Source organism: Rhodospirillaceae bacterium (assembly GCA_018660465.1).
Taxonomy (GTDB): domain Bacteria; phylum Pseudomonadota; class Alphaproteobacteria; order Rhodospirillales; family JABJKH01; genus JABJKH01.
In genome coordinates this window covers 1-14,735 of record JABJKH010000014.1, presented here as the reverse complement: position 1 = coordinate 14,735, position 14,735 = coordinate 1, and the positions used below count along the sequence as shown (strand labels likewise).

9 protein-coding genes are annotated in these 14,735 nt (G+C 51.7%); all 9 read right to left on the bottom strand.

The features are described 5' to 3' along the window. A partial coding sequence (gene tuf, locus HOM51_03175; GenBank protein ID MBT5033503.1) for an elongation factor Tu occupies positions 1–877 on the bottom strand: 877 nt, incomplete at its 3' end. A 54-nt stretch (positions 878–931) separates the two neighbouring features. Beyond that, positions 932–3,010, bottom strand: coding sequence for an elongation factor G (fusA, locus tag HOM51_03170; protein ID MBT5033502.1), 2,079 nt, complete (start codon positions 3,008–3,010; stop codon positions 932–934). A gap of 20 nt (positions 3,011–3,030) precedes the next feature. Then, positions 3,031–3,501, bottom strand: a complete 471-nt coding sequence (gene rpsG / locus HOM51_03165) for a 30S ribosomal protein S7 (GenBank protein MBT5033501.1) — start codon at positions 3,499–3,501, stop codon at positions 3,031–3,033. A gap of 14 nt (positions 3,502–3,515) precedes the next feature. Further along, positions 3,516–3,887, bottom strand: coding sequence for a 30S ribosomal protein S12 (rpsL, locus tag HOM51_03160; GenBank protein ID MBT5033500.1), 372 nt, complete (start codon positions 3,885–3,887; stop codon positions 3,516–3,518). Positions 3,888–4,285: 398 nt separating this feature from the next. Beyond that, the gene (gene rpoC, locus HOM51_03155; protein ID MBT5033499.1) at positions 4,286–8,479 is read right to left on the bottom strand and encodes a DNA-directed RNA polymerase subunit beta'; all 4,194 of its coding nucleotides are present in this window, start codon (positions 8,477–8,479) and stop codon (positions 4,286–4,288) included. A gap of 17 nt (positions 8,480–8,496) precedes the next feature. Beyond that, positions 8,497–12,654 carry a DNA-directed RNA polymerase subunit beta gene (rpoB, locus tag HOM51_03150; GenBank protein ID MBT5033498.1) on the bottom strand — a complete coding sequence of 1,386 codons (4,158 nt, stop codon included), beginning with the start codon at positions 12,652–12,654 and terminating at the stop codon, positions 8,497–8,499. A gap of 271 nt (positions 12,655–12,925) precedes the next feature. Continuing rightward, positions 12,926–13,300: a 50S ribosomal protein L7/L12 gene (gene rplL / locus HOM51_03145; protein ID MBT5033497.1), complete on the bottom strand. Its 375-nt coding sequence runs from the start codon at positions 13,298–13,300 to the stop codon at positions 12,926–12,928. A gap of 48 nt (positions 13,301–13,348) precedes the next feature. Beyond that, positions 13,349–13,981, bottom strand: coding sequence for a 50S ribosomal protein L10 (gene rplJ / locus HOM51_03140; GenBank protein MBT5033496.1), 633 nt, complete (start codon positions 13,979–13,981; stop codon positions 13,349–13,351). A 202-nt stretch (positions 13,982–14,183) separates the two neighbouring features. Further along, on the bottom strand, positions 14,184–14,735 hold a 552-nt coding region (rplA, locus tag HOM51_03135; protein MBT5033495.1), incomplete at its 5' end, for a 50S ribosomal protein L1.

The window sequence follows — 14,735 nt, the reverse complement described above, 5'->3', positions numbered from 1 at the left end:
GGCCGCGCTCGACTTCTTCACGCTTGGTACCGCGTAGCAAGGCGCCGATGTTGTCGCCCGCTTCGCCCGTATCAAGCAATTTACGGAACATTTCAACACCCGTGCAGATCGTCTTCTGGGTCTCTTTAATACCAACGATTTCAACTTCTTCACCGGTCTTGACGACGCCACGCTCAACACGACCCGTGACAACCGTGCCCCGTCCAGAAATCGAGAACACATCTTCAATCGGCATCAAGAAAGGCTGATCAATCGGACGGTCCGGCTGCGGGATGTACTCATCAACGGCCTTCATCAGTTCCATGATCGAGTTCTTGCCGGTTTCTTCGTCGCCATCTTCAAGCGCACCCAAGGCCGTGCCCGCAACGATGGGAATATCGTCGCCCGGGAAATCGTAGCTCGACAGAAGCTCGCGAATTTCCATCTCGACCAATTCAATCAGCTCTGGATCGTCAACTTGGTCAACTTTGTTCATGTAGACAACAATCGCCGGAACACCAACTTGGCGCGCCAAAAGAATGTGCTCACGGGTTTGAGGCATCGGGCCATCAGCAGCCGACACAACCAAGATCGCGCCGTCCATTTGCGCCGCACCGGTGATCATGTTCTTCACGTAGTCGGCGTGACCCGGGCAATCAACGTGGGCGTAGTGACGGGCTTCCGTCTCATACTCAACGTGCGCCGTCGCGATCGTGATACCACGCTCGCGCTCTTCAGGTGCCTTATCGATGTCGGCGTAGTCCGTGAACCCCGCGCCACCAGATTCCGCCAAAACCTTCGTGATCGCCGCCGTCAGTGTCGTCTTACCATGGTCAACGTGACCAATCGTGCCAACGTTACAATGCGGCTTATTACGCTCAAACTTTTCTTTTGCCATCTTACTAACTCCGTACTCGTCGTCTTAAAATAAACTCTAAATTCAACTCTAAGTTCAACTGGCCAATTTGGTCTGAATCTCTTCAGACACCTGGCGGGGAACTTCTTCATAGTGATCAAAGAACATGCTGAACTGGGCGCGTCCTTGGCTCATGGAGCGCAAAGTACTGACATACCCAAACATGTTAGCGAGCGGCACTTGGGCAGAAATCACCCGAGCGTTGGCCCGCTGATCCATGCCTCCGACTTGTCCGCGACGGCTGTTCAAATCACCGATAATATCGCCCATGTATTCTTCAGGCGTAACAACTTCGACCCGCATCATGGGCTCAAGCAACTTAGGTCCAGCTTGCCGCATGCCTTCGCGGAAGGCTGCGCGGGCAGCAATCTCAAAAGCCATGACACTTGAGTCAACATCGTGGGATGCGCCGTCATAAAGTGTCGCTTTGAAATCAATCACTGGGAAACCAGTCAAAATTCCCGAATCCATCGCGCTGGTGATACCTTTTTCAACGCCCGGAATGAATTCTCTAGGAACGTTACCGCCAACAACCTTGCTTTCGAACTCAAAGCCTTCTCCGGGATCTTGTGGCTCAAACATAATCTTGACCCGTGCGAACTGACCCGAACCACCCGTCTGCTTTTTATGGGTGTAGTCACAATCGAAGGGCTTCGAAATTGTCTCACGATAAGCAACTTGCGGCGCGCCAACATCGGCTTCAACGTCAAATTCACGCTTCATGCGATCAACAAGAATTTCGAGGTGAAGTTCGCCCATCCCTTTAATCACGGTCTGGCCGCTTTCAAGATCGGATGTTACCCGGAAGGACGGATCTTCGGCAGCCAATCTGGCTAATGCCACGCCCATCTTTTCTTGATCGCTCTTGGTCTTGGGCTCCACGGCGACTTCGATAACGGGCTCTGGGAACTCCATCCGCTCCAAAATGACCTCATCACTCGGATCACAAAGTGTATCACCCGTTGTGGTCATCTTAAGCCCGGCAAATGCGATGATGTCGCCGGCAAAAGCCTCTTTAATTTCTTCACGCGAGTTGGCATGCATCAAGAGCATTCGGCCAACGCGTTCGCGTTTTCCTTTGACCGTGTTGGTCATGTTGTCGCCTGCGTTGATTTTGCCTGAATAGATACGCGCGAAGGTCAATGACCCAACGAACGGATCCGTCATAATCTTAAATGCCAACGCGGAGAATGGCTCTTCATCAGAGTTATGACGTTCAATCTCGTCGTCTGAGTCCGCTTTAACACCCTTAATCGCAGCAACATCGGTGGGTGCCGGCATGTAATCAACCACAGCATCCAACAGCGGCTGAACGCCTTTGTTCTTAAAAGCGCTACCATTCAGTACCGGCACGAAGGCACCCGCGTTAGTTCCGGAACGAATACATCTAATGATCGTCGCTTCGTCAGGCTCATTACCTTCAAGGTAAGCTTCCATGACGTCATCGTCCTGTTCGACGACGAGTTCCAGCATCGTTTCACGATATTCGGCTGCGCGGTCTGCCAAGTCAGCTGGAATATCGACGTATTCGAATTCTGCGCCTAAGGATTCATCTTTCCAGATGATCGCCTGCATCTTAATCAGATCAACGACGCCAGCATAGTCTGCCTCACCACCAACAGGCAGTTGCAGTACAAGCGGCGTTGCGCCAAGACGATCAACCATCATATCGACACAGCGATAGAAATCAGCGCCGGTCCGGTCCATCTTATTCACAAAGCAAATACGTGGAACATCATAGCGGTCGGCTTGCCGCCAAACAGTTTCTGACTGTGGCTCAACACCAGCGACACTATCGAAAACAGCAACCGCGCCATCAAGCACGCGAAGCGAACGCTCGACCTCAATCGTGAAGTCAACGTGGCCCGGCGTATCAATGATGTTAATTCTGTGCTCACGCCATTCTGCCGTCGTCGCCGCAGATGTAATCGTGATACCGCGCTCTTGCTCTTGTTCCATCCAGTCCATGGTAGCGTTGCCGTCGTGGACTTCGCCAATTTTGTAGGATTTTCCAGTATAATAAAGAATCCGCTCCGTCGTCGTCGTTTTACCGGCGTCAATGTGAGCCATGATACCGATGTTACGGTACTTATTTAGAGGATGAGTGCGAGCCATGATCTAAAGTTCCTCTAAACCTACCAGCGGTAATGAGCGAAGGCTTTATTAGCTTCGGCCATTTTGTGAGTGTCTTCGCGTTTTTTCACGGCGGCACCGCGATTGTTCGCGGCATCCAACAACTCACCGGACAAACGTTCCGTCATCGTGTTTTCGGAACGTTTCCGAGCCAGGTCCACAATCCAGCGGATTGCAAGGGCTTGACGACGCAATGAACGCACTTCAACAGGCACCTGATACGTCGCGCCACCAACCCGACGCGAGCGAACTTCAATGGCCGGCTTAACGTTATCGATGGCTTCATGAAAAGCCTTCAGCGGGTCTGTGCCAGCTTTCTTTTCGATGATGTCAAAGGCACCATAAAGGATACCTTCAGCGACGGATTTCTTACCATCCAGCATCAGACAATTGGTGAACTTACTGACCACCAAATCGCCGAATTTCGGATCCGGGATAATTTTACGTTTTTCAGCTGCGTGACGTCGTGACATAGAAAAATTCTCCCTTACTTCGGCCGCTTGGCGCCATATTTGGAACGCCGCTGGCGTCGGTCAGCAATACCCTGGGTATCCAGCGTGCCACGAATAACGTGGTAGCGAACACCCGGAAGGTCTTTAACACGACCGCCGCGGATCATAACCACGGAGTGTTCCTGAAGGTTATGGCCTTCGCCGGGAATGTAGCTCGTGACTTCAAAGCCGTTGGTCAGGCGAACCCGGGCGACCTTACGCAAGGCAGAGTTCGGCTTCTTCGGTGTCGTCGTATAAACACGGGTGCAAACTCCGCGTTTTTGTGGACACGCTTCCAAGGCTGGCACTTTATTATGCCCAGCAGGCTTTTTACGCGGCTTACGGATTAACTGATTAATCGTCGGCATTCGCTCTCGTTCCTAATCTCACGCTTATTTAGCGTAGCTAAATCAAACGGCTAAATCACACGCCTATACCTTGGCGGCAATTTGCCAATACAAAAAAGGCCCTCCGCAGAAGAGTCCCAGCCCTTCCGGAGGTCCCGGCACGCCGCCATTTGGCGCAAATCGAAATTTCAAGTTCTCAGTGGAAACTGCGTCTGGCCCGATAAGGCCACCACCAGTCCCCTGTGAGGAGTGCCGGATACTAGTCAGACGGGTTTCCCCAGTCAAGCAAAAGAATAGCGCTTTTTGAGGACTTTTTAATAAAACTTGGAGGGCCACGATTTTAACACCGTGACCCTCCGTTTGAGTTCATTTATTGCCTAAAATCCGCCAATTTTTGGACGAATCTTACCGCCATGCGCTTATTCAGCAGGCGTAGCCTCTTCAGCTGCCGCTGCTGCCTTCTCCGCAGCGGCCTCCAATTTAGCTCGTTCCTTGGCGGCAACAACCTCCATTTCCGAATCGCGGTCCGCAGCGACTTCACGGAATCGGTTCATTGTTGCGCCGGTCCCAGCAGGGATCAAACGTCCAACAATCACGTTTTCCTTGAGCCCGTTCAGGGTGTCGCGCTTGCCAGAGACCGCGGCCTCCGTCAGCACACGCGTTGTTTCCTGGAACGATGCTGCAGAAATGAACGACTTGGTTTGCAGGCTTGCCTTGGTAATACCTTGTAAAACTGGATCGCCTTCAGCCGGCTTACCTCCGTCTTTAACGGTTTTTACGTTGGCTTGCTCAAACTCGATCCGGTCAACCAGTTCCCCGACCAAGTAGGTCGTATCACCCGGCACCATGATTTCCACCTTTTGCAGCATTTGACGCACGATGACTTCAATGTGCTTGTCATCAATGCCCACGCCCTGCAATCGGTAGACTTCTTGGATTTCGCTGATGAGGTATTGCGCCAAGGCTTCAATCCCCAAGACCCGCAGAATATCGTGCGGCACGGGGTTACCATCCATCAAAGGATCGCCAATTTGAACGTAATCGCCTTCCTGCACACTCAAGTGCTTACCCTTCGGTAGCAGGTATTCTTTCGGCTCATCACCCTCGGTTGTCGGAACAACAACAATACGACGCTTGTTTTTGTAATCCTTGCCGAATTCAACCCGGCCTTCCGATTCTGCGATAACAGCATAGTCCTTAGGCTTCCGAGCTTCGAACAATTCCGCCACCCGTGGCAGACCACCGGTAATATCACGGGTTTTGGCAGATTCACGCGGAATACGCGCCAACACGTCACCGGCAAATACTTTTTGACCTGGCGATACAGACAGAACCGCATCCACTGGCAAGAAGTATCGAGCTTCGAGATCGTTCTCCAACATGATGACTTCGTCTTTATCATCACGCAAAGTGATCCGAGGCTTGAGATCCGCACCCTTCGGTTGGGACTTCCAGTCGGTAACAACAGTGCTCGAAATACCCGTTGCTTCATCCATACGTTCCGTCATTGAAACGCCATCAAGCATATCAACGTAATTGGCGATGCCTTCTTTCTCGGTGATAATTGGCAGAGTGTACGGGTCCCACTCAGCAATCACATCGCCGGTTTTGATCTTAGCCTTATTTTTCACCAACAGTTTGGCACCATAAGGAATACGATGTCTTGCCCGTTCCCGCTTTTGCTTATCGGTTAGAACCGCTTCGGTATTCCGGCTCATGACGATCTCAACACCGGCGCTATTTTTAACCGTGCTGCAGTTGAGCAATTCGACCTTACCCTCGATCCGAGATTCAATTTGGGATTGTTCCGTACCACGTTGAACAGCGCCACCAATGTGGAAGGTCCGCATGGTGAGCTGGGTTCCCGGCTCGCCAATGGACTGAGCCGCAATAACACCAACGGCTTCACCTTCATTGACCTTCGTGCCCCGAGCCAGATCACGGCCGTAGCAGACGCCACATGTGCCTTGAAGCGATTCACAGGTCAGGACGGAGCGAATTTTGATCGATTCAATTTCTGAGTCATCAACAATACTTTGATGCTCCTCGACGATCATCTCACCCGCCTTAACGATGGTGTCGCCGGTTGCCGGATCGATCAAGTCTTCCGAAACACAACGACCAAGAATACGCTCACTTAAGGCTGCGACGACTTCACCGCCATCCATCATACCGGAAACGGTGATTCCTTTCTTGGTACCACAATCTTCCTCAACGATGATGCAGTCCTGTGCAACGTCGACCAAACGCCGGGTCAAATAACCCGAGTTTGCTGTTTTCAAAGCAGTATCAGCCAGACCCTTACGGGCACCGTGGGTGGAGTTAAAATACTCCAGCACGTTCAGGCCTTCTTTGAAGTTCGAAATAATCGGCGTTTCGATAATCTCACCGGAAGGCTTGGCCATCAGGCCGCGCATGCCCGCAAGTTGCTTCATCTGTGCCGCTGAACCACGAGCACCTGAATGGGCCATCATGTAAACCGAATTTATCGGCTCACCCGGCTTCGGTGTCGAAATCCGCTTCATCATTTCGTTGGCAACCAAATCCGTACAATGGGACCAAGCATCAACAACTTTGTTGTATTTTTCGCCCTGGGTAATCAAGCCATCCAAATACTGCTGCTCGAATTCCTTAACTTGTACTTCGGTTTCTCCAACCAGCTTTTCCTTGGTTTCAGGAATAACCAGATCGTCCTTACCAAACGAAATACCAGCCTTACATGCATTGGCGAACCCAAGGGCCATGATGTGGTCCGCGAAGATAACCGTCTCTTTCTGCCCACAATGGCGATAGACCATATCGATGACGTTGGAGACATCTTTCTTAGTCAAAAGACGGTTAACCAAATCAATCGAAATATTTGGATGCTTCGGCAAGGTTTCAGCCAACAACATCCGACCAGGCGTCGTCTCGACACGTTTTGTAACGGCATTACCATCCGCATCGAGCGAATCAAACCGGCACTGAATTTTACTGTGCAATGTGACCGCTTTTGAATCCAAGGCTTGTTGAACTTCACTCAAGTCCATGAAGGCCATACCTTCGCCGGTTTCGCCTTCACGCTCCAACGACAGATAGTAAAGACCCAAAACGATATCCTGGGACGGCACAATAATCGGCTTTCCGCTGGACGGGCTGAGAATGTTGTTCGTCGACATCATCAGCACGCGCGCTTCCAACTGGGCCTCCAGGGACAACGGTACGTGGACCGCCATCTGGTCGCCATCGAAGTCAGCGTTAAATGCAGCACAAACCAAAGGATGAAGCTGGATAGCCTTGCCTTCAATCAATGTTGGTTCGAACGCTTGAATACCCAAACGGTGCAACGTCGGTGCCCGGTTCAGCATCACGGGGTGTTCGCGAATGACTTCTTCCAAGATATCCCAAACTTCTGGACGTTCTTTTTCCAGCATCCGCTTGGCGGCTTTGATCGTCGTCGCCATGCCATAGAGTTCCAGCTTGGAATAGACGAACGGCTTGAACAATTCGAGCGCCATCTTTTTCGGCAACCCGCATTGGTGCAGCATCAGTTCTGGCCCCACAACGATAACCGAACGACCAGAATAGTCGACACGCTTACCAAGCAGGTTCTGACGGAAGCGACCTTGCTTCCCCTTCAACATATCAGAAAGCGATTTTAGAGGCCGCTTGTTGGCACCGGTAATGGCGCGTCCACGGCGACCGTTATCAAACAAGGCATCGACAGATTCTTGCAACATCCGTTTTTCGTTACGAACGATGATTTCAGGTGCGTGCAGTTCAATCAGTCTTTTCAGACGGTTGTTCCGGTTGATCACCCGACGATAGAGGTCGTTCAAATCAGACGTCGCAAAACGGCCACCATCCAAGGGGACCAGCGGACGCAACTCAGGCGGAATTACCGGAACTGCTTCAAGAATCATCCATTCAGGACGCGCGCCAGAATCAATAAACGCTTCGACAAGTTTGAGGCGTTTGACCAATTTTTTCCGCTTGGCTTCTGAATTGGTTTCCTTCAGATCGACACGCAGCGTTTCAAGTTCGTCTTCAAGCTCAATGGCGGACAACATTTCACGTAATGCTTCGGCACCGATACCGACTTGGAAGGCGTCTTCGCCGTATTCATCAACTGCGGTTTGGTACTGGTCTTCGTTTAGAAGCTCATGCAGCTTCATCGGCGTCAGACCGGGTTCCACGACGACATAGTTCTCGAAGTAGAGCACGCGCTCCAAATCCTTCAAGGTCATGTCGAGCAACAAGCCAATCCGGGACGGCAGTGACTTCATGAACCAGATGTGCGCGACTGGTGAGGCCAATTCGATGTGGCCCATACGCTCCCGGCGAACTTTCTGCAACGTAACTTCAACGCCGCATTTTTCGCAGGTGATGCCCTTGTACTTCATCCGCTTATACTTGCCGCACAGGCATTCGTAGTCCTTCGTCGGACCAAAAATACGCGCACAGAACAAGCCGTCACGTTCCGGTTTGAATGTCCGGTAATTGATGGTCTCAGGTTTCTTAATCTCACCAAAGGACCAGGAACGGATTCGCTCCGGGCTGGCGATGGAGATGTGAATTTGGTCGAAGCGTTGGGTGCCGCTGACTTGCCCAAATACTTTCGTTAATTCGTTCATGTTTTCTCTCCTAGCCGCTAGTTCAATTCAACGTTAAGGCCTAAGGAATGCAATTCCTTGACCAAAACATTGAAGGATTCAGGGATACCCGCTTCGAAGGTGTCGTCACCGCGGACGATGGCCTCATAAACTTTGGTCCGACCAGACACGTCATCCGATTTAACCGTCAGCATTTCCTGCAAGGTATAAGCTGCGCCATAAGCCTCAAGTGCCCAGACTTCCATTTCACCAAAGCGCTGTCCACCAAACTGCGCCTTACCACCCAACGGCTGCTGGGTAACAAGACTGTAGGGCCCGATGGAACGCGCGTGAATTTTGTCATCCACAAGGTGATGCAGTTTCAGCATATAGATGTAACCGACAGTGACCTTGCGATCGAACGTCTCACCTGTACGACCGTCAACCAAAGTCACCTGTCCGGACCCATCCAAACCTGCTTTTTCCAGCATCGTAACAATATCAGGCTCGCGTGCACCATCGAAGACAGGTGTCGCGATTGGAACGCCGTGGCTCAGATTGCCACACAGTTCCGAAAGCTGGTCATCATCCATCGGCTTGACGATCTGATCGAATTCTTCATCACCGTAGATGTCCTTAAGCTTGGTACGAACTTCCTTGGTGCTGCCGGAATTCTTGGCCTCATTCATCAGATCACCGATCTGATTGCCAAGTCCTTTACAGGCCCAACCAAGATGGGTCTCCAAAATCTGCCCCACGTTCATACGCGATGGTACACCCAAAGGATTTAACACAACGTCAGCAGGCGTTCCGTCTTCCAGGTAGGGCATATCTTCGACCGGCAGGATGCGAGAAATCACACCCTTATTGCCGTGACGTCCGGCCATTTTGTCACCCGGCTGCAATTTACGTTTTACAGCAACGAAGACTTTAACCATCTTCATGACGCCCGGTGCCAGGTCATCACCGCGCTGAAGCTTATCGACCTTGTTGTCGAAACGCTCCTGCAAGATTGCGGTGCTTTCCTCGAACTGCTTTTTCAGTGATTCGAGGTCTTTCATGATTTTGTCATTGGCAACAATGATCTGTGCGCGCTGACCAGGGGTGTACCCGTTCAGCACTTCTTCTGTAATCTTGCTGCCTTCGGCCAGACCTTTTGGTCCGCCTGCGGCTTTACGATTGATCAAAAGGGCGCGCAGACGTTGATCGAAGCTACGTTCGAGAATTGCCCGTTCGTCGTCTCTGTCTTTTGCCAGACGTTCGATTTCGGAACGTTCAATGCCCAAGGCACGTTCGTCCTTATCGACACCCCGGCGTGAGAACACCCGAACCTCAACCACTGTCCCGGCAACGCCAGGTGGCAGTTTCAGTGACGTATCACGAACGTCAGAGGCTTTCTCACCAAAGATGGCGCGAAGCAGTTTTTCTTCCGGAGTCATTGGGGATTCACCTTTCGGTGTCACCTTGCCGACTAAGATATCGCCCGGCTTGACCTCGGCACCGATGTAAACGATGCCCGCTTCATCCATATTTTTGAGAGCTTCTTCACCGACGTTCGGAATATCGCGGGTAATTTCTTCCTGACCCAGTTTCGTATCCCGCGCCATAACCTCAAATTCTTCGATATGGATGGAGGTGAACACGTCATCACTCACAATCCGTTCTGAAATCAAAATCGAATCTTCGAAGTTGTAGCCATTCCAGGGCATGAACGCGACCAGCACGTTACGTCCCAGGGCCAGATCGCCAAGATCGGTGGACGGGCCATCGGCAATGGTGTCACCAACCTCAACAAGATCGCCGACTTTTACCAGCGGGCGCTGATGCAAGTTGGTATTCTGGTTAGAACGCTGGAACTTCAAAAGGTTATAGATATCGACACCGGTTTCCGAATGCGACTCTTCCTCTGTTGCGCGGACAACGATACGGGTGGCATCCACCTGATCAACAATACCGGAACGCCGAGCCGTAATCGTGGCACCGGAGTCTTTGGCAACGACGACTTCCATACCTGTTCCAACGAAGGGTGCTTCCGCCTTAAGCAGCGGCACTGCCTGACGTTGCATGTTCGAACCCATCAAGGCACGGTTTGCATCATCGTTTTCCAAGAACGGAATAAGTGCTGCAGCCACCGAAACCAGTTGCTTCGGTGAGACATCGACGTAGTCAATTTCTTCCGGTCGAGCCATAACGAAATCGCTCGACTTCCGGCAATTCACCAAGTCGGCAGTGAATTTACCTTTTTTGTCTATTTCGGCATCGGCTTGCGCAATAACATACCGCCCTTCTTCCATTGCCGACATGTAGACCACGTCTTTGCCCATCTTACCTTTTTCGACTTTACGGTACGGGGTTTCGATGAAGCCATACTTGTTGACCCGAGAATATGTCGCCAAGGAGTTGATCAGACCAATATTCGGCCCTTCCGGCGTTTCAATCGGGCAAATTCGACCGTAGTGGGTCGGGTGAACATCGCGGACTTCAAAGCCAGCACGCTCGCGGGTTAATCCTCCCGGCCCTAAAGCCGACAGACGACGCTTGTGGGTAATCTCAGAAAGCGGATTGGTTTGATCCATAAACTGGCTTAACTGAGACGATCCGAAGAATTCACGAACCGCTGCGGCAGCAGGCTTCGCGTTAATTAGATCATGCGGCATAACCGTATCGATATCGACCGAGCTCATACGCTCGCGAATGGCACGCTCCATGCGAAGCAGCCCGACGCGGTATTGATTCTCCATCAACTCGCCAACAGACCGAACACGCCGGTTGCCCAAGTGATCGATGTCATCAATTTCACCGCGGCCATCTTTAAGGCCGACGAGAATTTTGACCACGCCAAGGATATCTTCCTTACGCAGTACCCGAACCGTGTCTTCGGCTTCAATCGCCAGACGCGCGTTCATTTTTACCCGACCAACAGCCGACAGGTCATAGCGTTCTTCATTGAAGAACAAGCCATTAAACAAGGCTTCCGCCGTCTCCAACGTTGGCGGCTCGCCAGGGCGCATGACACGATAAATGTCGATCAGAGCTTCCTCGCGGCAAGTGTTTTTATCAACCGCTAGCGTATTCCGGATATACGGACCAACATTGGTGTGATCAATTGCCAAGGTCTCGATTTCGGTAATACCCGCACCGTCCAGGACTTCGAGAATTTCTTCGGTAATCTCGTCACCGGGCTCCATATAAATCTCGCCCGTTTCATCGTTGACCAATTCATTGGCGATATAGCGCCCGATGAGATCAATGTCGGCAACCAACTGTTCCTTCAAGCCCTTCTCAACGAGGCCCTTAATGGTGCGCATGGTCATCTTGCTGCCAGCTTCCGCAACAACCTTGCCAGATTTTGCATTAATTAGGTCAGCATTAAGTTTAACGCCACGCATCTTCTCACCGGTGAACTCGGTCTTCCATCCGCGCTTTGTCTTGGCGTAGGAAACTTTGTCATAGAAGAAATTGAGAACGTCTTCAGGCGACATGCCGGTAACTTCAGCTGGGTCAACCGGCTCACCTGCGGCTGCACGGTCAATTCGAAGTTGCTCGGATTCAGCGCTATCCAAAGCCATCAATAACGTCGTCACAGGTAACTTCCGGCGACGGTCGATGCGCACGTAGGCGAGGTCTTTGGCATCAAATTCAAAATCGAGCCAGGAACCACGGTAAGGAATAACCCGGGCTGCAAACAGGAACTTACCAGAAGAATGGGTCTTGCCTTTGTCATGATCGAAGAACACGCCAGGTGAACGATGCATCTGAGACACGATCACGCGCTCCGTGCCATTCACCACAAAAGTACCGTTGCTCGTCATGAATGGCAGGTCGCCCATATAGACGTCTTGTTCTTTAATATCACGAACGGAGCGGGCACCGGTTTCTTCGTCAATATCCCAGACGACCAAACGGAGGGTCACGCGCAAGGGAGCCGCGAAAGTCATTCCGCGCTGTTGGCATTCCTCAACGTCATATTTCGGCTCTTCAAACTCGAACTTTACATATTCGAGCGTGCCCCGTTCCGCGAAATCCTTAATCGGAAATACGGATTTGAAGACTTCCTCAAGGCCACTGCTTTCGCGTTCAGCCGCAGGAACATCTTTCTGCAGAAAGTGATCATAGGAGGTCTTTTGGACCTCAATAAGGTTAGGCATCGGCGCAGTCGCACCGATGTGGCCAAAAGTTTTACGAACGCGCTTGCGCCCGGTAAAGGAGATATCCATTGCAGCACCCCACAATAAGTTACATTTGCAGGCTCTAAGTCACCTTCCGCATTCGGAGGCATCCTAAAACCCAAACCTAATTCCAGACGTACCGGCCGTGTCTGGACTTATATACAGAAGGAAAACCTTCCGTTGTGGGTGTCCGCTTTTCCGGCTCCGGCAAAAGCCAATTCGGGCGGAAACACCGTAAATTTTAGTCCGAACCGCCGGTAACGGAACTTAATCCGCCACCGGCGCTCGGTTTAACGCATAAAACCTGAAGGTTTTATGCTTATTTTACTTCGACGGTCGCGCCGGCTTCTTCAAGCTTGGCTTTGATTTCGGCCGCTTCGTCTTTGTTGACCCCTTCCTTAACGGGAGCGGGGGCGCTTTCAACCATTTCCTTGGCTTCTTTCAGGCCAAGACCGGTGATCGCGCGGACTTCTTTAATGACGTTGATCTTTTTCTCACCAAACGAGGCCAAGATAACATCGAAGTCGGTCTTCGCTTCAGCAGCAGCTTCGCCACCACCCGCACCAGCAGCCGCAACAGCGACAGGTGCAGCAGCAGAAACGCCCCACTTTTCTTCAAGGATTTTGCTCAGTTCTGCCGCTTCCATAACGGTCAGGGCTGAGAGGTCTTCAACGATTTGATCTAGATTAGCCATTTTAATTTCTCCTGAGGCTTGAACTTAAGTGTTAACGGAAACCGACTTCTATGCGGCTTCGCCCTGTTTGGAATGAGCATCAACCACCCGTGCAAGTTGCCCGGCGGGTGCCTGCAAGACGCCAGCGATTTTGGTCGCAGGTGCATTGAGGAGTCCGACGATTTTGCCCCGGATTTCATCCAGGGACGGCAGAGTTGCCAGGTTCTTAACAGCGTTCACGTCGAGGACTTCCTCGCCGAGCGCACCACCAAGAACCACGAGCTTTTCATTAGTCTTTGCGAAATTCACGGTCGCTTTCGCAGCCGCCACAGGATCGTCGGAATAAGCAATTGCCGTCGGTCCTGTGAAAAGGTCATTAAGACCACTGAATTTCGTTCCATCGAGAGCGAGACGCGTGAGCCGATTTTTGGTCACTTTGAATTGAGCACCCGCATCGCGCACTTGAGTACGGAGTTCGCCCATTTCCGCTACCGTTAACCCGCTATAATGGGTAACGACAACGATAGACGTGTCCTCAAACACCTGATGCATCTGGGAGACCAATTCTTCTTTTTCGGTTCGATCCACTGATCGTCTCCACTTCTTTAGGTCCGCATCCTTATTCACCGAATAAGACACGCACCCGTTGGACGTTGGCTTCCCCGGACAATCCGGAAAAACCGATTTTCCTGTCCAGCGCATCAGTTCAAGCCGTCATTTGGGTCCTGAAATCAGGCCCCTAATTTCGGTTGTGCACTGTCTGTGCAGGCGGGAAATCCCCCTTAAACCACCCTTTCGGGAAGCACCTACGGTCTCGGACAGGTCGAAGGCAGTTTTGCCACCTTCTACCCACCCCCTCTCAAAAGATCAGGGGCAGAATTCTTTTTACGAACAGACGATTAGCCTAGTCCGCAATACTCAACTTCAGACCCGGGCCCATGGTTGAACTTACGCTAACGCGTTTCATGTAAGTTCCCTTAACGCCGGAGGGTTTTGCTTTGGCAATGGCATCGACAAACGTTTTAACGTTTTCAGCTAAGGCTTCTTCGGAAAAGCTCGCCTTGCCGACACCAGCATGCACGATACCCGTTTTTTCTGCGCGGAATTCGATCTGGCCACCCTTGGCATCCTCAACCGCTTTCTTCACATCCGGCGTCACCGTGCCCAGCTTCGGGTTCGGCATCAGACCACGGGGGCCAAGGACTTTGCCTAGCCGGCCCACGATCGCCATCATATCTGGCGTCGCGATGCAGCGGTCAAAATCAATTTCACCCTTGTTGATGGTTTCCATCAAATCTTCCGCACCCACAAGATCTGCACCCGCGGCCCGCGCTTCGTCCGCCTTAGCGTCCTTTGCGAACACGGCAACTCGAACTGACTTACCCGTTCCATGCGGCAATGAGATCATGCCCCGAACCATTTGGTCCGCGTGGCGAGGATCGATGCCGAGATTAAT